Genomic DNA, 24,712 nt, shown 5'->3' with positions numbered 1-24,712 from the left:
ATGCCGCGTTCGTCTGGTCCGCTTGCCATCGGCATCGACATCGGCACATCCGGCGCGCGCGCCGTCGCCATGCGTCCGGATTTTTCCATTGCCGCGCATTCCGCTATTGCCCTCGAGCGATTTGGGCCGAACGGCCGTGACCCCGCAATATGGTGGGAGGCGGTCGGCGCGACGTTGGCGGAACTGCTCAAATGTATCGATCGCGCGGCAGTGCGCTCGATCGCCGTCGACGGTACGTCGGGCACGCTGCTGCCGGTCGACGGCGCCGGGCGGCCGCTGGCCGAACCGCTGATGTACAACGACAAGGTCGCTGACGACACTCTCCTGACAGCAATAGCCGGCGCGGCACCGGCAACGAGCGCTGCACTCGGGGCGACCTCCGGTCTCGCCAAGGCGCTGTCTTTCCAGCACCTGCCCGGCGTCGCCACTGTGCTGCACCAGGCAGACTGGATCGCCGGACAGTTTTCCGGCCGCTTCGATGTCAGCGACGAGAACAACGCCCTGAAGACCGGCTACGACGTCGAGGCCCGGCGCTGGCCGGACTGGATCGCGGCGACCGGCATGCGCATGGAATTCCTGCCCTGCGTCGTGCGGCCGGGCGGTGTCACGGGCACGCTCACCGCCAGCGCCGCGAAAATGTTCGGCCTGCCGCGTGACGTGGCCGTGGTCGCCGGCACCACCGATGGCTGTGCGTCGTGCCTGGCAACCGGCGCGACGGCGGCGGGCGACGGCGTTACCGCGCTCGGCTCGTCGCTGACCATCAAGATCCTCTCCGACCGGCCGATCTCGGCGCCGCAATTCGGCATCTACAGCCATCGGCTGGGTGACACCTACCTGGCGGGCGGCGCCTCGAACTCCGGCGGCAAGGTGCTGGCCCAGCATTTCCCCGTCGCCCGCATTGTCGAACTCAGCAAAAAAATCGACCCGGCGACGAAGACCGGCCTCGATTATTACCCGCTGCCGGCGCCGGGCGAACGCTTCCCCATAGCCGATCCGGCGCTGCCGCCGCGCCTCGAGCCGCGGCCCGCCGACGACGCCGACTATCTGAAAGCGATGTTCGAGGGTATTGCGGCGATCGAAGCGCTCGGCTATCGCCGGCTTGCCGAACTCGGCGCCCCCCGGCTGACATCGGTCAGGAGCGTCGGCGGCGGTGCGGCCAATCCGGCCTGGACAGCGATCCGGCAGCGCAAGCTTGGCGTCGCTCTCGTGCCGGCTCTTTCGGAGGAGGCCGCTGCCGGCACGGCGCGGCTGGCGCTGATGGGCGCAAGCGCAGCGGGGCTTTTATGACGGCCAAGGCAATTCAACACCTCGACGGCATCGCCGCGCTGACCGACCGCTATCAGGTGTTCCTGCTCGACCAATTTGGTGTGCTGCACGACGGCACCAGCGCCTATCCAGGTGCTGTCGAAGCGTTGTCGGCACTCAAGCGCGCCGGCAAGACCATCGTACTGATCTCGAATTCCGGCAAGCGGGCGCAACCCAATGAGCACCGCCTGCTGAAGCTCGGCTTCGAACCGGGAAGCTGGGATCACTTTGTCTCCTCCGGCGAGGTGGCGTGGCGCTCCTTCCACCAAATGGCAGCCTCCGGAGCCCTGCGCCCGCAGACAAAATGCCTGCTGATCCGCCGCGACAATGACCGTTCGGCTGTCGACGGCCTGCCCTTCGTCCTGGCCAAGGACGGCGACGATGCCGAACTGGTGCTGATTTCCGCCAGCGAGGGCGATCGCTACGACCTCGACCATTATCGCCGGCTTCTTGGTCCGGCGGCGGCGCGGCGGGTGCCATGCTTCTGCACCAATCCCGACAAGATCATGCTGACTGCCGTCGGCCCTCGCTTCGGCGCCGGCCGGCTCGCCGATCTCTATGAGAGCCTCGGCGGCAGCGTGGTGCGCATTGGCAAGCCCAATCCGCAGATATTCGAGGCAGCGCTGGCACTGGCGGGCCACCCGGAGCGCGACAGCGTGGTCTGCGTCGGCGACAGCGTCGAGCACGACATCGCCGGCGGCAACGGCGTCGGTGTCGCGACGACGCTGGTCCTGTCGGGCATATTGGCGGGGGCGCCTGACCTGGAGGACGTTTTCGCCACGCTGAACGCCCGTCCCGACTACATCGCGGATAGCTTCAGGTTTCGCTGAGGCGAGACAAAGCTAATCCAGGTTGAAACGCCCGATCACCGGCACATGGTCCGAGGGCCGTTCCCAGCCGCGCGCCGGCCGCAGGATTTCATAGCCGGCAAAATGCGGCACCAGGTTTGGCGACGACCAGACATGGTCGAGGCGGCGGCCGCGATTTGAGGCCTGCCAATCCTGGGCGCGATAGCTCCACCAGGTGTAGAGTTTCTCCTCGTAAGGCACATTGAGCCGCATCAGGTCGATCCAGTCGCCGGCGAGCCGCATTGCCTCGAAGTTTTCCGTCTCGACCGGCGTATGGCTGACGACATTGAGGAGCTGCTTGTGCGACCAGACATCGTGCTCGAGCGGCGCGATGTTGAGGTCGCCGACCAGGATCGAGCCGGAGTGCTCGTCATGCTCGGCCCGCACGGCGTTCATCTCGGCAACGAAATCGAGCTTGTGCTTGAACTTGCGGTTGACGGCCGGGTCGGGCTCGTCGCCGCCGGCCGGAACGTAGAAATTGTGCAGCAGGATCGTTTTGCCGCCGGCGTTGACGGTGACCGACAGATGCCGGCTGTCGTCGATCTCGCAGAAGCGGCGCTTTTCGACCACCTCGATCGGCCGCCGCGCTATGGTGGCAACGCCGTGATAGCCCTTCTGGCCATGGAAGGCGATGTGCTCGTAGCCGAGCTTGCGGAACGCCTTCTCCGGAAACAATTCGTCCGGAACCTTGGTTTCCTGCAGGCAGAGCACGTCCGGCGCCAGCGCGGCCCGCAGGCGCTCGACGATCGGCATGCGCAGCCGGACGGAGTTGATGTTCCAGGTAGCGACGGAAAACGGCATGTGGGGTTCCGGACAACGCAAGATCCGCCGGATGGCTCCGACGGAAGTCAATCGCGGAAACTACTGCCAGCCGCGCACCGCAAAAACAAGCCGGCGCTTGGCCGAGCCTGTCATGGTCGAGTCCGGTGCTGCCCCTCATCCGTCTGCCGACACCTTCTCCCCGTATAGTGACGGGGAGAAGGGGCTGGCCGCACGCTTGGTGCTCTTTTTGCAATGCGAAAAATTGGCGAAACCGACGATGAGAGCGCCCCTCTCCCCGTCACTATACGGGGAGAGGATGCCGGCAGGCAGGTGAGGGGCGGCGCTGACGCCCGAAGAGAATTTACCGCGTCTTGGTGTTCAGCTCGCGGTTCGCCGTATAGTCGATGGCGAAGGTGTCGGGGGCGAAGCTGACGCCCTCCTTGGTGTTGAAGATCATCACCGTCGTGTCCTTGCCTTGCGCATCGGTGATGGTCCACTGCCGCAATTCATAAGATTTCGGATCGAACATCATGGTGATCTTCGAATTGCCGAACACCGATTTGTCGGCAAGCTGGATGGTGGTGAGATCGTCCTCTTCCTTGACGCTTCTGACGCGCCCGCCGGACAGATCGATCTTGTCGTCGAGCAGCAGCTTCAGCGGCGTCTTCGACAGCGGATAGAGGTCGGAGGTCCGCAGCTTCTTGTTGAGGATGACCACCGACTTGCCATCGGAAATCACTCTGAAATTCGAGGCGCCGTCGTAATTGAAGCGGATCTTGCCCGGCCGTTCCAGAAAGAACTTGCCGCCGGTCTGCTCGCCCTTGGGTCCGAACTGCACGAACTCGCCGCTCATCGATTTGACCGAGGAGAAATGATCGGCGATCTTCTGCGCCGTCGCCGGAACCGCTGCTTGCGCCGACGCCAGCAACTGGAAGCCGGGCACGACATTGGCGGCCGCCGCACCGGCCAGGACCAGGCCGAGGCCGAGCACCTGCCGGCGGGTTGGGGCGAAATCCCTGCTTGGGGCGAGAGTTGCGTTTTTCATGCCGGTCACCATCATCTGATTGCTTGCTCGTTATATTGGTCTGGCCCCCCAGTTGGGCTTAAGTTTGGCGGCCGCACGGCGCCCGTCGTTGCAACGCGCCAAAAGGTTCAAAGTTGCCGGCGCGGACGCGCTCTAGAACTTGTCGTCCTCCGTCGGCACCAGGATTTCGCGTTTTCCGGCATGGTTGGCCGGGCCGACAATGCCTTCCTTCTCCATCTTCTCGATGATCGAGGCGGCGCGATTGTAGCCGATGCCGAGCCGGCGCTGGATGTAGCTGGTAGAGGCCTTGCCGTCGCGCAGCACCACCGCGACCGCCTGGTCGTAGGGATCGTCGGAATCCTCGAAATTACCGCCGTCGCCGCCGCCACTGCCTTTGCCCGTCGGCTCATCGTCATCCTTGTCGTCGTCCTCGGTGATGGCGTCGAGATATTCCGGCACGCCCTGCAATTTCAGATGCGCGACAATCCTCTCCACCTCGTCGTCGGAGACGAAGGGACCGTGCACGCGCTGGATGCGGCCGCCGCCGGCCATGTAGAGCATGTCGCCCATGCCGAGCAGCTGTTCGGCGCCCTGCTCGCCCAGGATGGTGCGGCTGTCGATCTTCGATGTCACCTGGAAGGAGATGCGGGTCGGGAAATTCGCCTTGATGGTGCCGGTGATGACATCGACCGACGGCCGCTGCGTCGCCATGATGACATGGATGCCAGCGGCGCGCGCCATCTGCGCCAGGCGCTGCACCGCGCCTTCGATGTCCTTGCCGGCGACCATCATCAAATCGGCCATCTCGTCGATGATGACGACGATGTAGGGCATCGGCTCGAGGTCGAGGTTCTCCGTCTCGTAGATCGCCTCGCCGGTTTGGCGGTCGAAGCCGGTCTGCACGGTGCGCGAGATCCTTTCGCCCTTTTTCTCGGCCTGCTGCACGCGCGCGTTGAAGCCGTCGATGTTGCGGACGCCGACCTTGGACATCTTGCGGTAGCGGTCCTCCATCTCCCGCACGGTCCATTTCAGCGCCACCACCGCCTTCTTCGGATCGGTGACGACCGGCGTCAGAAGATGCGGAATGCCGTCATAGACCGAGAGCTCCAGCATCTTTGGATCGATCATGATCAGCCGGCAGTCCTGCGGCGTCAGCCGGTAGAGCAGCGACAGGATCATGGTGTTGATGGCGACGGACTTGCCCGAGCCGGTGGTGCCGGCGACCAACACGTGCGGCATCTTGGCGATGTCGACGATCACCGCCTCGCCATTGATGGTCTTGCCCAGCGCCAGCGCCAGCTTGGCCTTGGTGGTTTCGAAATCGCGGCTGGCCATGATCTCGCGCAAATAGACCGTCTCGCGCCTGGCGTTCGGCAACTCGATGCCGATCGCGTTGCGGCCGGGCACCACGGCGACACGGCAGGCGATGGCGCTCATCGAGCGGGCGATGTCGTCGGACAGGCCGATGACCCGCGACGATTTGATGCCGGGCGCCGGTTCCAGCTCGTAGAGCGTGACGACCGGACCCGGACGCACATGGATGATTTCGCCCTTGACGCCGAAATCCTCCAGCACGCCCTCAAGCAGGCGGGCGTTCTGCTCCAGCGCATCCTTGGACAGGCTGGCGTCGCGCACCACGTTCTTTGGTTCCGACAGGAAGTGCAGCGACGGCATCTCGAATTTTTCCGAGCCGATCAGCGAAGTCTGCGCCTCGCGCTGGACGCGGGCGCCGGGGGCCGGCCGCGGCGCCGGCGCCTCGACGCGTGTCGCCGCGTCGGAACGGAAGTTCTGCACCCTGGCCGTTGGCGCGGCGCGGCGCTGGCCGGCCGGCTCGGGCGCGAAATCCATGTCGTCGTCATTGTCGTCGTTATCGAAGACGTCGGCATCGTCAGGGTCGATCGAGGCACTGCGGTCGTTGACCATGGCGGCGAAGAATTCCGGCTCGACGCGGGCGCGCCCGCCCGGGCTCATCCGCGCCTCGGCGAACTCGGCCGATTCGACCCGTTCGGCCGCCCGCCGCCAGGCGCTGGGGCGCGGTTCCATCTCCGGCTCGAAATCGTCGCGCTCGCGCCGGCGCGCGGCGCGGCGGCGCAGATAGGCCCGCAGCGACAGCCACCAGTGGGTGATGGCGCCAAGCGCCAATATACCTTCGTCGCCCTCGTCCTCTTCATTGTCGAAAAGCAGGTCGTCCTGCGGATCGGGCACTGCGGGCTGTTCGAGGACGGCAAAGCCGTTCTTGCGCGAAATCAGCGCCGAGCCATACAAGAATACCCACAGCGCCGGCGCTGCCAGGAGCACGGCGAGCACGCTGGCGACGAGGCCGGTCGGATAGCCGCCGATGACCAGGCCCGGGATATTGAGCACCATGTCGCCGAAGACGCCGCCGAGGCCGGTCGGCAGCGGCCAGGTCTTGGGCGGCACCACGCAGCCGGCAATTGCCGCGCCAAGCAGCGAAAACCCGAACCAGGCCAGTGCCCGTTTCGGCAGCCGGTCGACGCCGCGCGCGGTAAACAGCAGAAATCCCCAGATCACCGCCGGCACCAGCGCCGCAACGGCGGCAAGTCCGAAGAACTGCATGGCAATGTCGGAAAAGACGGCGCCGGCATAACCCATTGCATTGGTGACGATATTGTCGGTGGCGTGCGAAAAGCTCGGATCGGCGACGTTCCAGGTGGCAAGGGCGGCGACGCCGAAACCAACCAGAGCAAACAGCCCGGCACCGACCAGCCGCCCGACCTGGCGCCTCGCGAACGACCGGATGCCGTGCTCCGTATCGGCCAGCGCAAGCGGTGCTGAAGCCCCTGAACGCATGCTTTTCCTCGTCTGTCGTTGCCCGGCCGGGCGCGGACGCGCAACACGGCAGATTCGGCTGTCAGACTAGCGGCGGGAAGGTTAAGGGCGCATTAACCATGGGCATTCTGCGTCACCGGAACGGGCGACCGCCACCACAGTTCGGAGCGTTGCGGCCGCTGTTTCACGCCGCCGGCGGATCGAGCCACCTTGATCAAGCGATTGTATGATCGAGCCATAACGGCCGCCTGCACACAAAAAAGAGGCCCGGAAGGTTTCCGGGCCTCAAGGCGTGAGCCCTTTCGGGAGCATCACGACGGGATCTTCCCGGCACCGGCAAAACGCCGGTGCCAGCCGATAAACCTCACGGCACCACTTCGCCGTGCTGGCTGATGTCGAGGCCTTCGACCTCTTCCTGGGTGGAAGGACGCAGGCCGACCAGCGCCTTGACGATATAGAGGATCACGAAGCTCGCGATCGCCGTCCACAGGATGGTGAAGACGATACCGTAGAGCTGCTTGCCGACAGAGGCACCCGAGCCAAGGCTGTTGATCGCCGGATCGGCGAGCACGCCGGTCAGCAATGCACCGATGATGCCGCCGATGCCGTGCACGCCGAATGCATCGAGCGAGTCGTCATAGCCGAACGCGTGCTTGAGCTTGACGGCCGAGACGTAGCAGAGCACGCCGGCGACGATGCCGACGATGAAGGCGCCGGTCGGATTGACGAAACCGGAAGCCGGCGTCACCGCGACCAGGCCGGCGACGGCGCCCGAGATGATGCCAAGCACGCTCGGCTTCTTGGCGACGATCCATTCGGCGAACATCCAGGCGAGCGCCGCAGCGGCAGCGGCAACCTGGGTGTTCAGCATCGCGGCACCGGCAAGGCCGTCGGCGGCCAGTTCCGAGCCGGCGTTGAAGCCGAACCAGCCGACCCACAGCAGCGAAGCGCCGATGACGGAGTAGACGAGGTTGTGCGGCGCCATGTTGGTGGTGCCGTAGCCTTCACGTTTGCCGAGAACCAGCGCGCAGACCAGGCCGGCAACGCCGGCGTTGATGTGAACGACCGTGCCGCCGGCGAAATCGAGAACGCCGGCTGTGCCGAGGAAGCCGCCGCCCCACACCCAGTGCGCGATCGGGGCGTAGACCACCAGCAGCCACGCGCCCATGAAGATGAGCAGCGCCGAGAACTTCATGCGTTCGGCGAAGGCGCCGGCAATCAGCGCCGGCGTAATGATGGCGAAGGTCATCTGGAACATCGAGAAGACGAACTCAGGAATGTTCGCCACGCCCGGCAGCCACAGCGAGGAGGTGGTGATGCCGTTGTGGAAGAACTTCGAGAAGCCGCCGAGATAGGCATTCATGCCGCCGCCATCCGAGAAGGCCAGCGAGTAGCCGAACATGAACCACAGCACCGTCACCAGGCAGGTGATGGCAAAGCTCTGCATGATGGTGGCGAGCACGTTCTTTTTGCGCACCATGCCGCCATAAAACAGCGCCAGGCCCGGTACGGTCATCATCAGCACCAGCGCCGTCGAGGTCAGCATCCAGGCTGTGTTGCCGGTGTCGAGCGCGGGCGCAGGGGCTGCCGGTGCCGCCGGTGCCGCTTCCTGCGCGAACGCAGCAACCGTGCCCAGTGCAGCGAGAGCGAGCGAACTTAAAACGGCCGCGCGTCCCGTTATCTTCAAGGTAGAAGGAATATTCATTGAACTCTCCATTGGAATACGTATCCGCAGCTCAAAGCGCGTCGGTGTCTGTTTCGCCGGTGCGAATGCGCACCGCCTGGTCGATGCCGAAAACGAAGATCTTGCCGTCGCCGATCTGGCCGGTCTTGGCCGCCGCGGTGATGGCTTCGACGGCCTTGTCGACCATGTCGACAGCGACCGCGACTTCGATCTTGATCTTCGGCAGGAAGCTGACCGCGTATTCCGCCCCGCGATAGATTTCCGTGTGACCCTTCTGACGTCCGTAGCCTTTTACTTCGGTGACGGTCAGGCCCTGGATGCCGACTGCGGTGAGCGCCTCGCGCACCTCGTCGAGCTTGAACGGCTTTATGATTGCCATCACGATCTTCATAAGGTTTCACCCTTTGCTGTTGCGGGTCCCCGCGTTTGCACGACTTCGCCGATCCCCATGAGAGCCGGAGAGTGCCCGCTAGGATTCAAGCTCCGTGCCAATTGCCGAAGCAGGGTGTTAAGCTGTTGTTAAACAACGAAATCGAGAAGGTCTGGCAGCTGCCTGTTCACAGGCGCGGCAGTGCATATGCTTAAAAAATAGGCAAATTTCGAAAAATGCCTACTCCGCAGGCGGCCGCTTCAGCCGGATGAGTCCTTCTTGGGCAACCGAGGCGATCAAGGTGCCGTCGCGGGCAAACAGCGAGCCGCGGGTAAAGCCACGCGATCCTTGCGTCGACGGACTGTCTTGCGTGTACAGCATCCAGTCGTCGAGCGGATGGCTGCGGTGGAACCACATGGCGTGGTCGAGGCTGGCTGCCTGGATATCACGATCGAAAATGGCGCGGCCATGAGCAAAGGTCGAGGTGTCGAGCAGCGTCATATCCGAGAGGTAAGCGAGCACGGCCGCCTGCGTGGCGCGGTCGGCCGGCACCGGGCCGGTGGTGCGGATCCAGATGTTCTGCTTCGGCTCGAGTTTTTCCCGGCTGGTATAATGCTTCAGCATCACCGGCTTCATCTCGATCGGCCGGTCGCGCTCCCAATAGCGCTTGATGCCGTCGGGCACGGCTTCGCCGAACTTGCCCAGCAATTCGCGCTGCGACAGCAACGTGTCGGGCGCCGGCACGTCCTGCGGCATCGGCACCTGATGTTCCAGGCCGACCTCATCCTGCTGGAACGAGGCTTCCAGCGAAAAGATCGCCTGGCCGTGCTGGATCGCCACGACGCGGCGCGTGGTGAAGGAGCCGCCGTCACGGATGCGGTCGACCTCGTAGATGATAGGCACCTTGGTGTCGCCCGGCCGCATGAAATAGCCATGCAGCGAATGCACGTGGCGCTCGGGCTCGACCGTTCGCTGCGCGGCGACCAGCGCCTGGGCGATGGTCTGGCCGCCGAAGATGCGCTGCCAATCGAGCTTGGGGCTGCGACCACGATACAGGTTGTGTTCCAGCTGCTCGAGGTCGAGAATGCCGAGAAGCTCGTCCATGGCTGCCGTCATCTTGACCTCGCCGCAAAATTACCATGGCGGTTTCCGACAGGAACAGCGGGCAGTCAAGGGCGGAATGCCCGGCGACAGTCAGGCTGCGAAAGGAATTGCCATGCTCGACAGCAAGAATTCGCTCGACGTTCTGGTCGCCGGCGCCGGTTATGTCGGCCTGGCCGCCGCCGTGTCGCTGAAGCAGGCGCGGCCGAGCCTCGCCGTCGCCGTCGTCGATGCAGCACCCGCCAGGGTCTGGCAGAAGGACGGCCGCGCCTCGGCGATTGCCGCCGCCGCGTGCCGCATGCTCGACCAGCTCGGCGTCTGGAACGAGATCGCGCCGGGGGCGCAGGCGATCACCGAAATGATCGTCACCGATTCGCGCACATCCGATCCGGTCCGCCCGGTGTTCCTCACCTTCGACGGCGAGGTCGCGCCCGGCGAACCCTTTGCGCATATGGTCGCCAACAAGGATTTGAACGGCGCCTTGCGCCGGCGCGCCGAACAACTCGGCATCGGCATCATCGAAGGCGTCGCCGTCAGCGCCTTCGACATCAACGGCGCCGGCATCACCGTGCATCTTGCCGACGGCGCGACGCTGAAGGCGCGGCTGCTGGTTGCCGCCGACGGCGTCAATTCGAAGCTGCGCGACATGGCCGGCATCAAGACGGTGAAATGGGAGTATGGCCAGTCCGGCATCGTCTGCACGGTGGCGCACGAGCGGCCGCACAACGGCCGCGCCGAAGAGCATTTCCTCCCCGCAGGCCCGTTTGCCACGCTGCCACTCAAGCCGGGCAAGGACGGCACCAACCGCTCGTCGATCGTCTGGGTCGAACGGTCGCAGGATGCCGAGAAACTGGTCAGTGGCGACACGCTGGTCCTGGAATATGAGCTCGAGCAGCGCTTTGGCCTGAAACTCGGCGAAATCCATCTCGCCGACAAGCCGCGTGCCTGGCCGCTCGGGCTGATCATTGCGCGCGCCTTCGTCGCGCCGCGCATCGCCTTGGCCGGCGACGCCGCCCACGGCATCCACCCGATCGCCGGCCAGGGTCTCAATCTCGGCTTCAAGGACGTGGCGGCGCTGGCCGAAGTGGTGGTCGAGGCCGACCGGCTCGGCCAGGACATCGGCGCGCTCGACGTGCTCGAGCGCTACCAGCAATGGCGGCGTTTCGACACGGTGCAGATGGGCATCACCACCGATGTGCTGAACCGGATGTTTTCCAACGATTTCGGCCCGCTGCGCACTTTGCGCGACATCGGCCTCGGCCTCGTCGAGCGCATGCCCCGGCTGAAGGGGTTTTTCATCCGCCAGGCGTCGGGTCTGTCCGGCGACACGCCGAAATTGTTGAAGGGCGAGGCGATCTAAACAGGCCCTGAAGCTTCCCCAACTTCGTCATCCCTGGGCGTAGCGACGCGAAGCGGAGAGAAGACCCAGGATGACGAAGCGATCAGGCGTCTCGGCTTAATCGCCATGCGGTCTGCCGAATTTCGTATCAGGGGACTTAGTTGACCTCGAAGCCCAGCTTCTGGCGCAGCCGCAGCATGCGCTGGTCGGGAATCTGCAGGTTTTGTCCGCCGGCTTCCGCCGCACGGCTGACCATCCGCAGCAGATCGCTCCTTTCGACCGCGTCGAGCCGTTCGCGCAGGAACGGTGCCAGCTTGTCGATGACGACCGTGGCGTCGTCGATTTGCGATGCCGCCCATTTGGCGTAGATCACCGCTTCATCGGTCTGTTTTTTGTCGGCAATCTCCGAGATCACCGATCGAATGGCAGCTTCGCGTTGCGGCAGCGCAGGACCATGTTCGGAAACGATGGCGGTGATCAGCGTCGCGGCGGCGACGACCGGATCGTCGATCGCTGTCAGCGGCGAGAGCGCCGCCTGCTTGCGCAGTTTCTTGCGGCGGACGTTGCCCTGGACGCGGCCAACCACGTCGGCAACCTCACGCGCCGCGTCGTTCATGATCTTCAGCCGGTACCACCAGAACGCCGCCGCCCCAAGCAGGCCGATTGCAGCAATCAATATATGCATGCCCAAGATCCCCCAATCTCGGGCGACGATAGGAGAAGTATTGCTTCGCTTCAACACGCAAAAGTTGCGCCGATTGAAGAAAACGACAGCCTGCGCCAGTCGTTGGTCGCCACCGCTCCGCGGAGGAACTTATCGAGACATCTCTATGACCCGGGCACCTTGTAGATCGCCCGCACCTCGATCGTGCCGATTTCGGCGAGCGGAATCTCGCCCGCGATCCCCAGCGCCTCGTCGAGGCTCTCGGCCTCGATCATGACGAAACCGAGCAACTGCTCCTTGGTTTCGGCGAAGGGGCCGTCGGTGACCAGCCGCTTGCCCTTGCGCCTGCGAACGGTTTTCGACGTTTTCACCGATTGCAGCGCCTGCGCGATGATCAGCATCCCGCGTTGGTCCAATGACCGGTCATGGGCCATCGAATCGGCGTCGAGCTTGGCCAGCCTCTCGGGGGTCATTGCGTAGAGATCTTTTTCTTCACCATAGACTAGGCAAACATACTTCATTTTTATCTCCATTCCTGGCTTGAAGCCGAAGACGAGGCTACGGAAATCTCCGCGGAGCCCTTGCCTGCCGCAGAATCGAGACCGGCCGCAGCATAGTCGAGAAGAGATACCGCAATCCCAATGATGGCAATCGCCGCAAGCAGTCGGCCGAAGCCGGAAGGCTGCAGGCGCGACCAGTCGGCTTGTTGTTCACCGGCCCTGTGGCCGGTGCTTGTCCAGTGAGCAGAAAACAGATTGTTCATGTGGTCCTCCATCCGGCCACCAAGTCCATGGCCGCCCGCAGGACGGCCGGGACAGATGGAAGTCGACATTTTTGCACGCATATTTTTTTCGAATTTTTTTCGCTCGACATGATGTGTCACGCCGCCGCCGATACGAAAGCGTGGGTGGCCTTCGCTCCCGCGCGCGCTATAGTCGACTGGATGCCGATCACGGGCTCAGCCACGACAATCAAGGAGGAATTGATGGACCGCACCGCCAACGCCGTTTGGAAAGGCAGTTTCAAGGAAGGCAAGGGCACACTCGAAACCCAGAGCGGGGTGCTGAAGGGCACACCCTATTCGGCCAAGACGCGTTTCGAGGATGAAAGCGGCAAATCCGGCACAAACCCGGAAGAGCTGATCGCCGCCGCCCATGCCGGCTGCTACGCCATGCAGCTTTCGCATTTTCTCGCCGAGAACGGCACTCCGGCTGCCGAGCTCGACGCCAAGGCCGTGGTAACGCTGGTCCCCGGCACCGGCATCACCGGCAGCGCGATCACGCTGGTCGGCAAGGTACCGGGCATTGATGCCGCCAAGTTCAAGGAATTGGCCGAGAAGGCCAAGGCCGAATGCCCGGTCTCGAAAGCGCTCGGCGCCATCAAAGTATCGCTCGACGCCAGGCTCGGGTGAGAGCTGGTCTGCGAAGCGGGCGATCCTTCGCGCCCCCTCTCGAATGATTATTGGCTTTTTTCGCCAACGAGCGCGTCGAGGCGGGCGCGCAATGCCGCGACCTCCTCCTCGAGGGCCCGCACGCGCATTTCCATATCCGACGCCGGCGAGGACGACTGCAGGGGTGCTGCGGCAGCCGACAGCTGCGGCGGCCCGCTGAGCAGATGGACGTAGCGATCCTCGCGCTGGCCTGGGCCGCGATCGATCTGCTGCACCAGCGGTGGCCGGCGGCCGATCAGCAGATCGAGATTGCCGCGAAGCTCGTCGATCGACGGCAGCCGCGCCATGCGCTCGCTTCGCGCCAGCAATTCATAGGCCGTCTGCGGGCCGCGCAGCAGCAACAGGCCGAGCAGCGCGATCTGCGCCGAGGTCAGGGAAAAGCGCTGCGCCACGATATGCTCGTAGCGCTCGACGCGCGACGCGAACACTTGCCTGACGAGGCCCTTCTGCTCCAGCTGGCCAAGCGCCCGCCTGACCTCGGCAAGCTCGACCGACATTACCGGCTCGCGCGCCGTCTTCTGGTTGGCCGCCGCATGTGCCGCATTGAGCGTCAGCGGATAGACGTCCGGCGTCAGCTCCTTCTTCTCGATCAGGCAGCCGAGCACGCGGGCTTCGATGGGAGAGAGGATGGGAAGGTCGGAATCGGTCATAAGTTTGCTATCCTTTCGAACTCGGCGGGACAGCGCCCCCCTCTGTCCTGCCGGCCAATCTCCCCCTCTAGTGGGGAGATTGGCTGTCATCACCGCTTCGCCACTTTTCAAGGCTGCAGAAAGGGCGCTGTCCTCCAAGCTGCTAATCTCCCCCCTCAAGGGGCCTCAAGGGGGGAGATGTCCGGCAGGACAGAGGGGGGCGCGAAGGATCGCTGCGGACGAGACGATCTCGGCTGCAACCCGCCCGCCGCCTAAACCCGTCGCTCCACCATCATCTTCTTGATCTCGGCGATCGCCTTGGCCGGGTTGAGCCCCTTGGGGCAAGTCTGGGCGCAGTTCATGATGGTGTGGCAGCGATAGAGCCGGAACGGGTCTTCGAGATTGTCGAGCCGCTCGCCCGTCGCCTCGTCCCTGGAATCGATCAGCCAGCGATAGGCCTGCAGCAGCGTCGCCGGGCCGAGATAGCGCTCGCCGTTCCACCAGTAGCTCGGGCAGGAGGTCGAGCAGCAGGCGCACAATATGCACTCGTAGAGCCCGTCGAGCTTTTCGCGGTCCTCATGGCTCTGCAGCCATTCCTTGGCCGGCTCGGGCGACACCGTCTTCAGCCACGGCTCGATCGAGGCGTGCTGGGCGTAGAAATTGGTGAGGTCGGGCACCAGGTCCTTGACCACGGCCATGTGCGGTAGCGGATAGACCTTGATCGCGCCGGAAATGTCGTCGCAGCCCTTGGTGCAGGCCAGCGTGTTCGACCCGTCGATGTTCATGGCGCACGAGCCGCAAATGCCTTCGCGGCAGGAGCGGCGCAGCGTCAGCGTCGGATCGATCTTGTTCTTGATCCAGAGCAGCGCGTCGAGCACCATCGGCCCGCAATCGTCCATGTCGACGAAATACGTATCCATGCGCGGGTTCTCGTCATCGTCCGGCGACCAGCGGTAGATGCGATATTCGCGCAGGTTGGTCGCGCCCTCCGGCTTCGGCCAAGTTTTTCCGGCCATGATCTTCGAGTTTTTCGGAAGCGTGAGTTCGACCATTACCTCAGGTCCTTTCGGATGACGAGCTTCAGCCCGGACCAGATCTCGTTCACGGCGGCGACCTTGACGTCGACAAGGTCGAGCTTCAGCGCCTCTGTGCGGATAACGTCCTCGGTGACGTCGGTCGGCACTTTCGATGCCTTCTTCGGCCATGACACCCAGACCATGCCGTCCCGCTTGATTGCCGCTTCGACGTCGCCAAGACGGTCCTCGATCTCGACACGCTGCCGGGTGAAAGCATGTACGGCATCGTATTTCTCATGAACGCCCGAAATCGCCGACCAGTTGGCCAGCCGATCGAGCTCGGCAAAATCCACGGCTTCGGCCAAATCCTCGAGTTCGGCCGGCAAGGCGACGAAAGCGGCAATCATCCCGTCCTTCAGGCCGAGCTTGGCCGGAAGGGGCGTGCCGGAATATCCCGCAACCGCCAGCAGCCTCATCTCAATACACCCTGGCCTTCGGCGCGATCTTGGCCGGGTTGATGCCGCCGTCTGCTTCCTTGAGCAGCGTTTCGGTGTGCACCGGCCGGTAGGTGAGCGCCACCTCGCCGGCCTCGTTGAGCCGGGCCAGCGTATGCTTGCGCCAGTTGGCGTCGTCGCGGGCCGAAAAGTCCTCCCGCGCGTGCGCGCCGCGGCTTTCCTTGCGCGCCTCGGCGCCGTAGACGGTGGTAATGGCGTTGGCCATCAGGTTTTCCAGCTCCAGCGTCTCGACCAGATCGGAGTTCCAGATCATCGAGCGGTCGAACACTTTTACGTCCTTGAGCTCGCCCCAGATCTGGGAAATGCGCCTGCAGCCGCTTTCCAGCGAGTCCTGGGTGCGGAACACCGCCGCGTCCTCCTGCATCGCCTTCTGCATCTTTTCGCGCAACACCGCGGTCGGCGTCGAGCCGTTGGCGTGACGCAGCCGGTCGAAGCGGTCCATGATCTTTTCGACGGCGGCCTCGTTGGGCGAAGGGATCGCCGATGTGCGGTCGATCACCTGGCCGGCCCGGATTGCCGCCGCACGGCCGAACACCACCAGGTCGATCAGCGAGTTGGAGCCCAGCCGGTTAGCACCGTGCACCGAGGCGCAGCCGGCTTCGCCGACCGCCATCAGCCCGGGCGACACCTGGTCCGGATTCGACGCCGTCGGGTTCAGCACCTCGCCCCAGTAATTGGTCGGCACGCCGCCCATATTGTAGTGGACCGTCGGCAGCACCGGGATCGGCTCCTTGGTCAGGTCGACGCCGGCAAAGATCTTTGCCGATTCCGAAATACCCGGAAGCCTCTCGTGCAGAACGGCCGGGTCGAGATGGTCGAGATGCAGGAAAATGTGATCCTTCTTCGGGCCGACGCCGCGGCCCTCGCGGATTTCCAGCGTCATGCAGCGCGAGACCACGTCGCGCGAAGCCAGATCCTTGGCTGACGGCGCGTAGCGCTCCATGAAGCGCTCGCCCTCGGAATTGACGAGATAGCCGCCCTCGCCGCGCGCGCCCTCGGTGATCAGGCAGCCGGCGCCGTATATGCCGGTCGGGTGGAACTGCACGAACTCCATATCCTGCAGCGGCAGGCTTGCGCGTGCGGCCATGCCGCCGCCATCGCCGGTGCAGGTATGCGCCGAGGTGGCCGAGAAATAGGCGCGGCCATAGCCGCCGGTCGCCAACACCACCATCTTGGCCGAAAAGCGGTGGATGGTGCCGTCGTCGAGGTTCCAGGCGACCACGCCGGTGCAGGTGCCGTCCGGCTCCGTGATCAGGTCGAGCGCGAAATACTCGATGAAGAACTGCGCATTGTGCTTCAGCGACTGGCCGTAGAGCGTGTGCAGCATGGCGTGGCCGGTGCGGTCGGCGGCCGCACAGGTGCGCTGCACCGGCGGCCCCTCGCCGAAATTCATCATCATGCCGCCGAACGGCCGCTGGTAGATTTTCCCGTCCTCGGTGCGGCTGAAGGGAACGCCGTAGTGCTCGAGCTCGTAGACCGCCGCCGGCGCTTCGCGCACCATGTATTCTTGAGCGTCGGTGTCGCCCAGCCAATCTGAGCCTTTGACGGTGTCGAAGAGATGCCACTGCCAGTTGTCGGGCCCCATATTGGCGAGCGAGGCGGCGATGCCGCCCTGCGCCGCAACCGTATGCGAGCGCGTCGGGAACACTTTGGTGATGCAGGCGGTGCGCAGGCCTTGCTCGGCCATGCCGAGCGCGGCGCGCAGGCCGGCGCCGCCGGCGCCGACGACCACGACGTCGAATTTGTGATCGACATAGCTATAGGCGGAAGCCGTGTTGGCGTTCTTCGCGTCCTTGGCCAAAAAATCAGCCTCCAAATGCCAGTTTAAGCAGGGCGAAGACCGAAGCGACGCCGACGACTACGGGAAAGAATGTGTTGAGGGCAAGCAGCGCCAGCCTGGTGCCTTCGCCATGCACATAGTCTTCGATGATCGCCTGCATGCCGAGCCGCATGTGGTAGAGCACCGACAACAGCACCAGCGCCAGCACCAGTGCAACGAACGGATTGGCAAGTGCGGCGCGCACCTCGAGATAGCTGGCGCCGTTGAGTGCGATCAGGAAGCCGACGAAGAACAGGACCAGCGGGATGTTGGAGATCGCCGTCAGCCGCTGGCGCCAGAAATGGCCGGTGCCCTCGCGGGCGGAACCGAGGCCGCGGACCTTGGCCAGCGGCGTGCGCATGTCGGTGTTCTTGCCGTTCATGTCAGGCTCCCCGCGCCATGTAGCCGGCGATCCAGATCAGCAGCGTCAGCGTGACCGAGCCGGCAAGCGTCGCCCAGGCGATCCTCGATGCCGTATGCTTTTCCAGCCCTGCCCCAGTGTCCCAGATAAGATGGCGCACACCGCCCAGCATGTGGTGCATCAGCGCCCAGCTGTAGCCGAACAGCACCAGCCGTCCCAGCCACGAGCCGAAGGCCCAGTTTACGGCGTTGAAGGTCGCCTCCGAGCTCGCCGCCGCCATCAGCCACAGCGCGACCAGCAGCGTGCCGAAATAGAGCGCCCCGCCGGTGATGCGGTGGACGATCGACATCGTCATGGTGATCGGCGGCCGATAGACGGTCAGATGCGGCGAAAGCGGCCGTTCACGCCTGGCAAATTCGCGGGTGGCTGGTGATTTGCTCATGGCTCCCCCAGTTCGGCGTCTCTGGAGCCTCAGGTGGGAATGCGGCATTACCGCTTCCGGTTGCGACTTCGGACAGCCGGTTTCTAATGCTCTTTTTGCACCGCGTCAAAGCCGGAAAACCGTTTCGAAAACGTAATTTAGTCTGATGAAAGCGAGGCTTTCAGCTTCAATCGATTAGGGCTGTCGCCTTGCGCCGGCACAATGTCGTCGCACTGCAAAATATGGCTGGCGCAAGGGGCGGATCAGCGCTTGCAGGCCAGCGGTGGTGCACCGCCCTTCATCACCAGCGCCTCACGCCCATCGATCACGATTGCGTCATGCGCCTCGCCGTAACGGCTGGTCTGATTGGCCGGTGAGGCCGGCAGCTCGGCGCTGGCGCCGTTCTGGCCGAGGACGCGCACCGACGTGCCGAGATTCTCGATGGTCATCACGCTGCCGTCGGCGCAGTTGTAAGTAGCTGTGCGCGGCTGCGGTGCCGTCGGTTCGCTAGCAGCCGGAGCAAGCGACACGGAAGCGGCGGCCGTGTTGCCGAGCTTGGGCGCGCTGGTCTGCGGCGCGCAGGCGGCTGCAGCCAGCAGCGGCGGAATGGCCAGCGCCATCCGAAACGTGCGGCGTAATCTCATTTGCTGCCTTCCCCACCGCGTATCGAGCCCGCCGCGATGCTCCGGCAAGCCACCGGATTTCATGCTTTTTGAGTCGCGCCCGATGCTGGGAATGGTGGGAACAAGGCGTGGCCGAATGATGGCCGGTGGGCGATCGGGTATTAACCATATTTTCCGAGACCTCGCCCGTGCTGCGGTTGCCCTCTTAACAAAGGTTAATAAAAGGTTAATTTCTGATTCGAGGAGGCTTGCCTCTCAGCAACTGGAGCAGCACGCCATGCATTCGAATTCAGCAGGATCGCGCCTTCCCTGGTTCCTATTGGCGGCGCTCGCCGTCGGCGTCGTCGCACCGGCATTCGCCGGGACGCGCCATCATGACCGCGTCTATGCCGATTCCTTCGGCAATCTCGTCATCGACAGCGCCGCCGGCTACAAGCGTATCCTCGTTGGCGAGGGCAAGCTGGCCAAGGAATTGTCCGACTACACCAGCGCCGGCCAGCCCGACGTGATCTACGAAAACGAATCGGACGATGTCCGCGGCGGCGACTGCTATAGGCCGCCGGTTTTCGTCAAGGGCCGCAGCTATATGTACGGCCTCTCCGACGGCGAAATGCCGGAGCTCAGCCCCTGCCGCTGACGGCCACGCCGCCCTTGGTTGACGGCGCCGGCAGGGCAACAGCCGGCCCCACCGAGACACGCACGCAATCGCGACCGCTGCCCTTCGCCTGATAGAGCGCTTTGTCGGCGCGCCGCAACAGGTCGGAAAAGCTTTCGCCCGGACCAAGCTCGGCAACGCCGAAGCTGGCGCTGCAGCGGTGATCCGCGGGCAGGCAGTCGATCGGCGTGGCACCGAAGGCGCTCCGCGTGCCCTCGGCAAAGAGCCGGGCGGCGGCTAGATTGGTCCCCGGCAGGAAAATCGCGAATTCCTCGCCGCCGATGCGGCCGGCGACATGATGGTCGGCCGCGGCATCGCGGAGAAAACCGGCAAAGGTCTCGATGACCCGATCGCCCGACGCGTGGCCGTAAGTATCGTTGATGCGCTTGAAATGGTCGAGATCGGCAATGACCAGTGCGGCTGGAACGGCGCGCCGCATGGCGTCACGCAGTGCGATCTCGGCATGGCGCTCGAAGCCCCCACGGTTGAGCAGCCGCGAAAGCGTGTCGGTTTCCGATTTCGACGTCGCCTCGGCGAGCACGTCGCGGACCAGGATAGCCAATGTCACCAGCGCAAGCGCCAGGCCGAACACGGTGCCGACCGACTGCGACACCAACGCATAGCTGGTCTGCGCATAAGATTGCGGGTTGGCGCCCCAGCCACCAAGCGCATGGGCGATGAAGGGTTTGCTGGCGAACTGCAAGGTGCTGGCCGCAAGGACAGCCATCAGCATATAGTCGAGCCGCTCGCGTCTTTGCCTGGACGACAAGACGATCGCCAGCCCGGTGAACTGCATGGCCGCATAGGGAAGCTGGTAGGCCGCCATTCGCACGAACGATTGGCGTGGCAGGTCCTGCACGAAGTAGACCGCGAGGGTGGCGAAGACCAGGAAGAACAGCATCGGCGGCCAAGGCGGCGAAACGCGGTATTTATGGGCAAGCCCGCCATTGAAGGCGACGGTAGCGCCAAGGAAGGCGGCAAAGGCGGCGACAACCACGGGGCGCGCATTGTCGAAGGCAGGAATGCTGAACTCGATCGCGAAATAAGCCGTGCCGAGCACATAGCCGAACGCCAGCCAGCGTGCCGACACCCGGCCGGCGTCATAGACCGCGATCGTCATGAAGGCCGCCGCCAGCAGCCCGGCAACGAACAGGTTGATCAGCAGGATGAAATTAGCGCTGCCCATGGCGTTTTGGCACTCCCCCGAACAGCAAATCACCAACGCGCGAAAAAGACGTTAATTCGAAGCCGTCGCTGACGCTCAGCCAGCACTGGTCCTATTGGGAAGGACGACCGTCTCAGGCCGCTGATAGGACAGGCATACGCTGTCGCGGCCACTCCTTTTGGCTCTGTAGAGCGCTTCGTCGGCGCGGCGCATCAGCGGGTCCAGCCCTTCGTCGCTGGCGCGGGCGGCCACGCCGAAGCTGGCGGTCACTCTTGTCTCGGGCGGAAGCCCGTCGATTCTGTCCGCCGAATAGAGCGTGCGAATGGTTTCGGCAAACAGTCTTGCCGCGCCAAGGTCGCTGAGCGGCAAAAGCACGGCGAACTCTTCGCCGCCGATGCGGCCGGCAACGCCGCGCGTACCTGCAGCCGACAGAAGCTTGGCAGCGAAGTCGGCGATGACGCGATCGCCGGCCGCGTGGCCATGTTGATCGTTGAGCGCCTTGAAATGATCGAGATCGGCAAGCACCAGAGCAACCGGCAATTGCGCCGTGGCACAGTGCTGCAGGACAAGCATGGCGCGCTCCTCGAAGCCGCGGCGGTTGAGCAGGCCCGACAGCGGGTCTGTCAGGGTTTCGGTCTTCAGGGCCTTCATCACATCGAGCGCGGCGGCGCCGAACAGGCAAAGCGCAATAAGCAGCGACAGCAATGCATGCGACAGCAGAGCCGTCGTCCAGTAGGACGAGGAGTAAAGCCCTTCATAGCTGGTGAACGGCCCATGCGCGATGACGACGGCAAGCGTCCGCCCCAGGAAGTTCAGGCCGGAAAGCAGCGACAGCACGAACAGGATCATTTCCGTCGGGCCGTTGTTGCGCACCACGCGCAACTCGGCGGCGACAACCAGGCTGATGCCGCCGAAGCTGAAATTGATGGCAAGGATGCGCCAGGTGAGATCCGGCCGGGCAAAAAGAAACCACGAGAACGCGGCCAGGCCGCCGCAGGCCAGAATGCCGACCGCCGGGTAAGGCACGCGCCGCCCATAGCGCGCAATGACCGCGCCGGCGAGACAGCAGGTGGCGAAGGTGAAGCACAGGATCGAGATGAGCTTGGTCGGCGCCATGCCGACCGGCAGCGTGAAATACTGGAGCAGGAAGCCTGCGGCCGAGGCCGAGTAGCCCGCCGCCAGCACAGCCAGATAGGGACGGTGGCGCTGATAGAACCACAGCACGAGAAATGCCGCGCCGAGTGTGAGGGCGATGCCTGGATTGAGCAGCGCTATGAGCAGGCCGGTGTCCAAGCGCTGTAATTTCCCCTCGCTTCCCCTTGGAGGACCTTAGAGCGGAAGCCCAAACAAGCGGTTAAGCGAAAGCGAATATACGACAGGTGCGTCGACAAAGCCGCTGGGCGGAACCGCGAACGGCGAGCGGCGTTTCACGACGGCAACCAGGAGACGCTCCGATGGCCGACACGATCATGCTGACCGATCACGATGCAATTCGCTCATGGGCCGCGGCACGCGCCGGCTTTCCGGCGATCGTCGACGTGTCGCCCGAAGCCGGAACGCAGCCCATGCTGAGGCTGGTCTTCGGCCAGCATGCCTATCAGGACCAGGATGAGGCCGAACGTCCGGTCAATGCCGGCGGCTACGAACTGGTCGAATGGGATGAATGGTTCAAACTCTTCGACGAGCGCCAACTGGCGCTGGTCGTCGCAAAGGACCAACCCGGCCGTCGTGAGGGATTCCACGAATTCGTCAGGCGGCCCGACTGAAGAATGCCCGAACCGCATTGCGGCTCGGGCTCCTCATATCCGACTGCGCGCGCCTGCCCTATTTCCACTCGCGGATGTCGACGAAATGGCCGGCGATCGCCGCCGCCGCGGCCATTGCCGGCGACACCAGATGCGTCCGGCCCTTGAAGCCTTGGCGCCCTTCGAAATTGCGGTTCGAGGTCGAGGCGCAGCGCTCATGCGGCTTCAGCCGGTCGTCGTTCATGGCAAGGCACATCGAGCAGCCCGGCTCACGCCAGTCAAAGCCGGCGGCGACAAAGATCTTGTCGAGGCCTTCGGCCTCTGCCTGTTCCTTGACCAGGCCGGAGCCCGGCACGATCATCGCACTGACCCGCGGATTGACTTGTCTGCCCTCGATCACCTTGGCGGCGGCGCGCAGATCCTCGATGCGGCCATTGGTGCAGGAGCCGATGAAGACGCGATCGAGTTCGATATCGGTGATCTTGGTGCCCGGCTTCAGGCCCATATAGTCGAGTGCGCGCTGCTTGGAGGTGCGCTTGTTCTCATCAGTGATGTCGTCCGGGTTCGGCACGATGCCTTGCACCGAGACCACGTCCTCGGGCGAGGAGCCCCAGGAGACGATCGGCGGCAGCTTTGCCGCGTCGAGCACGACCACCTTGTTGAAATGCGCGCCTTCGTCGGACTGCAGCGTCTTCCAGTAGGCGAGCGCGGCGTCCCAGGCTTCGCCCTTGGGGGCGCGCGGCTTGTCCTTGACATAGGCGAAGGTGGTCTCGTCGGGCGCGATCAGGCCGGCGCGCGCGCCGGCTTCGATCGACATGTTGCAGATCGTCATGCGGCCTTCCATCGACAGCGCACGGATTGCCTCGCCCGCATATTCGATGACATAGCCGGTGCCGCCGGCCGTGCCGATCTCGCCGATGATGGCAAGGATGATGTCCTTGGCGGTGACGCCTTCCGGCAGTGCGCCGTCGACGCGCACCAGCATGTTCTTGGCCTTGCGCTGAATCAGCGTCTGCGTCGCCAGCACATGCTCGACTTCCGAGGTGCCGATGCCATGCGCCAGCGCCCCGAACGCGCCATGCGTCGAGGTGTGGCTGTCGCCGCAGACGATGGTCATGCCGGGCAGCGTAAAGCCTTGCTCGGGACCGATGATGTGGACGATGCCCTGGCGGATATCCTTCTCGGAATAATATTCGATACCGAAATCCTTGGCGTTCTTGGCCAGCGCCTCGACCTGGATGCGGCTTTCCTCGTTCTTGATGCCGAACTTGCGCTCGGGCGAGGTCGACACATTGTGGTCGACCACGGCCAGCGTCTTTTCCGGATGCCGAACCTTGCGGCCGGTCATGCGCAGGCCTTCGAAAGCCTGCGGGCTGGTGACTTCGTGGACCAGATGGCGGTCGACATAGAGCAGGCAGGTGCCGTCGTCCTGGCGGTCGACGACATGGTCGTCGAAAATCTTGTCGTAGAGGGTGCGCGGTGCGCTCATGTGCGTAAATCCGTCGATTTAAAAAGGGAAAAGGACGCCGGTCGGCCCGGCGAAGCAGCCTGGCGAGTCTGCCCTAGCGAAGTCGGCTGGTCAGAGCGCCGGAAACGCGCGCGGAAAATCGCGACGGCAGGCGTTTCCTGTCCTGCAGCACGAAACCTTTATAGGCCGGATCGCCAAAAAGCTCTTCCATGGCGCTGCTCATATCAATGTTTTGGCTTTTCAGCAATCGCGTCTGCCTTCGCAGGCGCTTCACAGCACCTTGAACACGAAGGTCTTCACCAGCGCGTCGGGCTCGGCGATTGCATAGCAGCGGAACCACGGGCTCTCCTCGACCGGCCGCCATTTTTTCGCCTGCTCCAGTTCGCCAAACACGGCCTTGAACCCGCCGCTTTCAAACACCTGGTCGCGGACCGTGAAGATGGCGTGGCCGCCCGTCCTGGTGATGCGTATCAGTTCATGCAGGCCCGACGCCGGTGCGTGGCTGATGGTGAACACGCCGGTCGAGAAAAAGGCGCGGAAATACCCGTCCGCCCAAGGCAATGGCCCGCCGAGCATCGCCTGTTTCAGCTCGCTGTAGGCCTGCCGGCTGCCGGCGATTTTCAGCATGTCCTGCGACAGGTCGAGCCCGGCAATATCGTGGTAGCCGAGTGCCTTGAGCGACGGCCCCGACAGGCCGGTGCCGCAACCGGCGTCGAGCAGCGGCCCTTCGCCCGGCGGCACATGGCGCGCCACCCAGGCGGTGATCAGGAACGGCAGGAGATAGCCGAGCGCCGCGGTTTCGCCGTCATAGGTCGCGGCCCATTGCGCATAGGCCTTGGCGAGCGTCTCGGGCGTGTCGGCCGTATAGACCGCTTCCAGCGCCGCATTGGCCTTGTCGATGATCATGGGTCCTCCCCGGTCGCGTCCGCTCGATGGTAGCGCCGTTTTCGCCTGCCTT

At 64.1% G+C, this 24,712-nt stretch carries 26 protein-coding genes; 6 read left to right on the top strand and 20 right to left on the bottom strand.

What is annotated here, in order from left to right:
• Complete coding sequence (locus tag NKH59_RS06805) at positions 1–1,287, top strand: FGGY-family carbohydrate kinase (RefSeq protein WP_353021385.1); 1,287 nt, start codon at positions 1–3, stop codon at positions 1,285–1,287.
• On the top strand, positions 1,284–2,135 hold the full coding sequence (locus NKH59_RS06800) for a TIGR01459 family HAD-type hydrolase (protein WP_352770217.1): 852 nt from the start codon (positions 1,284–1,286) through the stop codon (positions 2,133–2,135). The genes NKH59_RS06805 and NKH59_RS06800 overlap by 4 nt, the downstream gene beginning before the upstream one ends.
• Positions 2,136–2,147: 12 nt before the next feature.
• Here the strand turns inward: NKH59_RS06800 and NKH59_RS06795 are convergent, their stop codons facing one another.
• The 6 genes from NKH59_RS06795 to tesB all read right to left on the bottom strand — a co-directional run bounded on the left by NKH59_RS06795 (position 2,148) and on the right by tesB (position 9,899).
• Complete coding sequence (locus NKH59_RS06795) at positions 2,148–2,954, bottom strand: exodeoxyribonuclease III (protein ID WP_353021382.1); 807 nt, start codon at positions 2,952–2,954, stop codon at positions 2,148–2,150.
• A 322-nt stretch (positions 2,955–3,276) separates the two neighbouring features.
• Positions 3,277–3,960, bottom strand: a complete 684-nt coding sequence (locus NKH59_RS06790; RefSeq protein WP_352818395.1) for an outer membrane lipoprotein carrier protein LolA — start codon at positions 3,958–3,960, stop codon at positions 3,277–3,279.
• A 132-nt stretch (positions 3,961–4,092) separates the two neighbouring features.
• Positions 4,093–6,750, bottom strand: coding sequence for an FtsK/SpoIIIE family DNA translocase (locus NKH59_RS06785; protein ID WP_352470784.1), 2,658 nt, complete (start codon positions 6,748–6,750; stop codon positions 4,093–4,095).
• Between the two features lie 343 nt (positions 6,751–7,093).
• Positions 7,094–8,416 carry an ammonium transporter gene (locus tag NKH59_RS06780; protein ID WP_502893763.1) on the bottom strand — a complete coding sequence of 441 codons (1,323 nt, stop codon included), beginning with the start codon at positions 8,414–8,416 and terminating at the stop codon, positions 7,094–7,096.
• Between the two features lie 49 nt (positions 8,417–8,465).
• Entirely contained in the window at positions 8,466–8,804 is a 339-nt protein-coding gene (locus tag NKH59_RS06775; RefSeq protein WP_023679755.1) for a P-II family nitrogen regulator, read from the bottom strand.
• A gap of 219 nt (positions 8,805–9,023) precedes the next feature.
• Positions 9,024–9,899 (bottom strand): acyl-CoA thioesterase II, encoded by an 876-nt coding sequence (gene tesB / locus NKH59_RS06770; protein ID WP_031212697.1) that lies wholly within the window; start codon positions 9,897–9,899, stop codon positions 9,024–9,026.
• Positions 9,900–9,999: 100 nt separating this feature from the next.
• On the opposite strand from tesB, the gene NKH59_RS06765 reads away from it, so the two are divergent.
• Positions 10,000–11,244: a ubiquinone biosynthesis hydroxylase gene (locus NKH59_RS06765; RefSeq protein WP_352818429.1), complete on the top strand. Its 1,245-nt coding sequence runs from the start codon at positions 10,000–10,002 to the stop codon at positions 11,242–11,244.
• Between the two features lie 136 nt (positions 11,245–11,380).
• Here the strand turns inward: NKH59_RS06765 and NKH59_RS06760 are convergent, their stop codons facing one another.
• The 3 genes from NKH59_RS06760 to NKH59_RS06750 all read right to left on the bottom strand — a co-directional run bounded on the left by NKH59_RS06760 (position 11,381) and on the right by NKH59_RS06750 (position 12,650).
• The gene (locus NKH59_RS06760) at positions 11,381–11,908 is read right to left on the bottom strand and encodes a hypothetical protein (protein ID WP_352818400.1); all 528 of its coding nucleotides are present in this window, start codon (positions 11,906–11,908) and stop codon (positions 11,381–11,383) included.
• A gap of 143 nt (positions 11,909–12,051) precedes the next feature.
• Complete coding sequence (locus NKH59_RS06755) at positions 12,052–12,408, bottom strand: YciI family protein (RefSeq protein WP_352470787.1); 357 nt, start codon at positions 12,406–12,408, stop codon at positions 12,052–12,054.
• A 2-nt stretch (positions 12,409–12,410) separates the two neighbouring features.
• The gene (locus NKH59_RS06750; protein WP_352450153.1) at positions 12,411–12,650 is read right to left on the bottom strand and encodes a hypothetical protein; all 240 of its coding nucleotides are present in this window, start codon (positions 12,648–12,650) and stop codon (positions 12,411–12,413) included.
• Positions 12,651–12,872: 222 nt separating this feature from the next.
• Here NKH59_RS06750 and NKH59_RS06745 point away from each other — a divergent pair, with 222 nt between their 5' ends.
• A complete protein-coding gene (locus NKH59_RS06745; protein WP_352470788.1) occupies positions 12,873–13,298 on the top strand; it encodes an OsmC family protein in 426 nt (141 codons plus the stop codon).
• Between the two features lie 47 nt (positions 13,299–13,345).
• Here NKH59_RS06745 and NKH59_RS06740 read toward each other — a convergent pair whose 3' ends face one another.
• The 7 genes from NKH59_RS06740 to NKH59_RS06710 all read right to left on the bottom strand — a co-directional run bounded on the left by NKH59_RS06740 (position 13,346) and on the right by NKH59_RS06710 (position 18,742).
• Entirely contained in the window at positions 13,346–13,987 is a 642-nt protein-coding gene (locus NKH59_RS06740) for a YceH family protein (protein WP_352470789.1), read from the bottom strand.
• Between the two features lie 251 nt (positions 13,988–14,238).
• Positions 14,239–15,018: a succinate dehydrogenase iron-sulfur subunit gene (locus tag NKH59_RS06735; RefSeq protein WP_292663232.1), complete on the bottom strand. Its 780-nt coding sequence runs from the start codon at positions 15,016–15,018 to the stop codon at positions 14,239–14,241.
• Positions 15,018–15,458, bottom strand: coding sequence for a DUF3052 family protein (locus NKH59_RS06730; protein WP_352470790.1), 441 nt, complete (start codon positions 15,456–15,458; stop codon positions 15,018–15,020). Before NKH59_RS06730 ends, NKH59_RS06735 begins: the two co-directional genes overlap by 1 nt.
• A 1-nt stretch (position 15,459) precedes the next feature.
• On the bottom strand, positions 15,460–17,298 hold the full coding sequence (gene sdhA, locus NKH59_RS06725) for a succinate dehydrogenase flavoprotein subunit (protein WP_352832396.1): 1,839 nt from the start codon (positions 17,296–17,298) through the stop codon (positions 15,460–15,462).
• A gap of 4 nt (positions 17,299–17,302) precedes the next feature.
• Positions 17,303–17,698 carry a succinate dehydrogenase, hydrophobic membrane anchor protein gene (gene sdhD, locus NKH59_RS06720; protein WP_292663226.1) on the bottom strand — a complete coding sequence of 132 codons (396 nt, stop codon included), beginning with the start codon at positions 17,696–17,698 and terminating at the stop codon, positions 17,303–17,305.
• 1 nt (position 17,699) lies between these two features.
• Positions 17,700–18,119, bottom strand: coding sequence for a succinate dehydrogenase, cytochrome b556 subunit (sdhC, locus tag NKH59_RS06715; RefSeq protein WP_292663224.1), 420 nt, complete (start codon positions 18,117–18,119; stop codon positions 17,700–17,702).
• 242 nt (positions 18,120–18,361) lie between these two features.
• Entirely contained in the window at positions 18,362–18,742 is a 381-nt protein-coding gene (locus tag NKH59_RS06710; RefSeq protein WP_352470792.1) for a hypothetical protein, read from the bottom strand.
• A gap of 256 nt (positions 18,743–18,998) precedes the next feature.
• Between NKH59_RS06710 and NKH59_RS06705 the strand changes: the two genes are divergently transcribed.
• A complete protein-coding gene (locus NKH59_RS06705) occupies positions 18,999–19,358 on the top strand; it encodes a hypothetical protein (protein WP_352450158.1) in 360 nt (119 codons plus the stop codon).
• Here NKH59_RS06705 and NKH59_RS06700 read toward each other — a convergent pair.
• Entirely contained in the window at positions 19,342–20,562 is a 1,221-nt protein-coding gene (locus tag NKH59_RS06700) for a GGDEF domain-containing protein (protein ID WP_352470793.1), read from the bottom strand. The two genes, NKH59_RS06705 and NKH59_RS06700, sit on opposite strands and share 17 nt — an antisense overlap.
• Before the next feature lie 75 nt (positions 20,563–20,637).
• Complete coding sequence (locus NKH59_RS06695) at positions 20,638–21,834, bottom strand: GGDEF domain-containing protein (RefSeq protein ID WP_352615444.1); 1,197 nt, start codon at positions 21,832–21,834, stop codon at positions 20,638–20,640.
• A gap of 161 nt (positions 21,835–21,995) precedes the next feature.
• Here NKH59_RS06695 and NKH59_RS06690 point away from each other — a divergent pair, with 161 nt between their 5' ends.
• Positions 21,996–22,307: a hypothetical protein gene (locus tag NKH59_RS06690; RefSeq protein ID WP_023679773.1), complete on the top strand. Its 312-nt coding sequence runs from the start codon at positions 21,996–21,998 to the stop codon at positions 22,305–22,307.
• Between the two features lie 58 nt (positions 22,308–22,365).
• Here the strand turns inward: NKH59_RS06690 and leuC are convergent, their stop codons facing one another.
• Together leuC and NKH59_RS06680 are read right to left on the bottom strand one after the other, a co-directional pair.
• Positions 22,366–23,775, bottom strand: coding sequence for a 3-isopropylmalate dehydratase large subunit (gene leuC / locus NKH59_RS06685; RefSeq protein WP_352615446.1), 1,410 nt, complete (start codon positions 23,773–23,775; stop codon positions 22,366–22,368).
• 249 nt (positions 23,776–24,024) lie between these two features.
• Positions 24,025–24,660, bottom strand: a complete 636-nt coding sequence (locus tag NKH59_RS06680; protein WP_352615448.1) for a class I SAM-dependent DNA methyltransferase — start codon at positions 24,658–24,660, stop codon at positions 24,025–24,027.
• Positions 24,661–24,712: the final 52 nt, after the last annotated feature.

Origin of the sequence: Mesorhizobium sp. M0998 (assembly GCF_040318885.1) — a bacterium.
In the GTDB taxonomy this organism is placed as follows: domain Bacteria; phylum Pseudomonadota; class Alphaproteobacteria; order Rhizobiales; family Rhizobiaceae; genus Mesorhizobium.
Note: the sequence above shows the minus strand (reverse complement) of the source record. Positions and strands in the feature narration are given on the sequence as shown.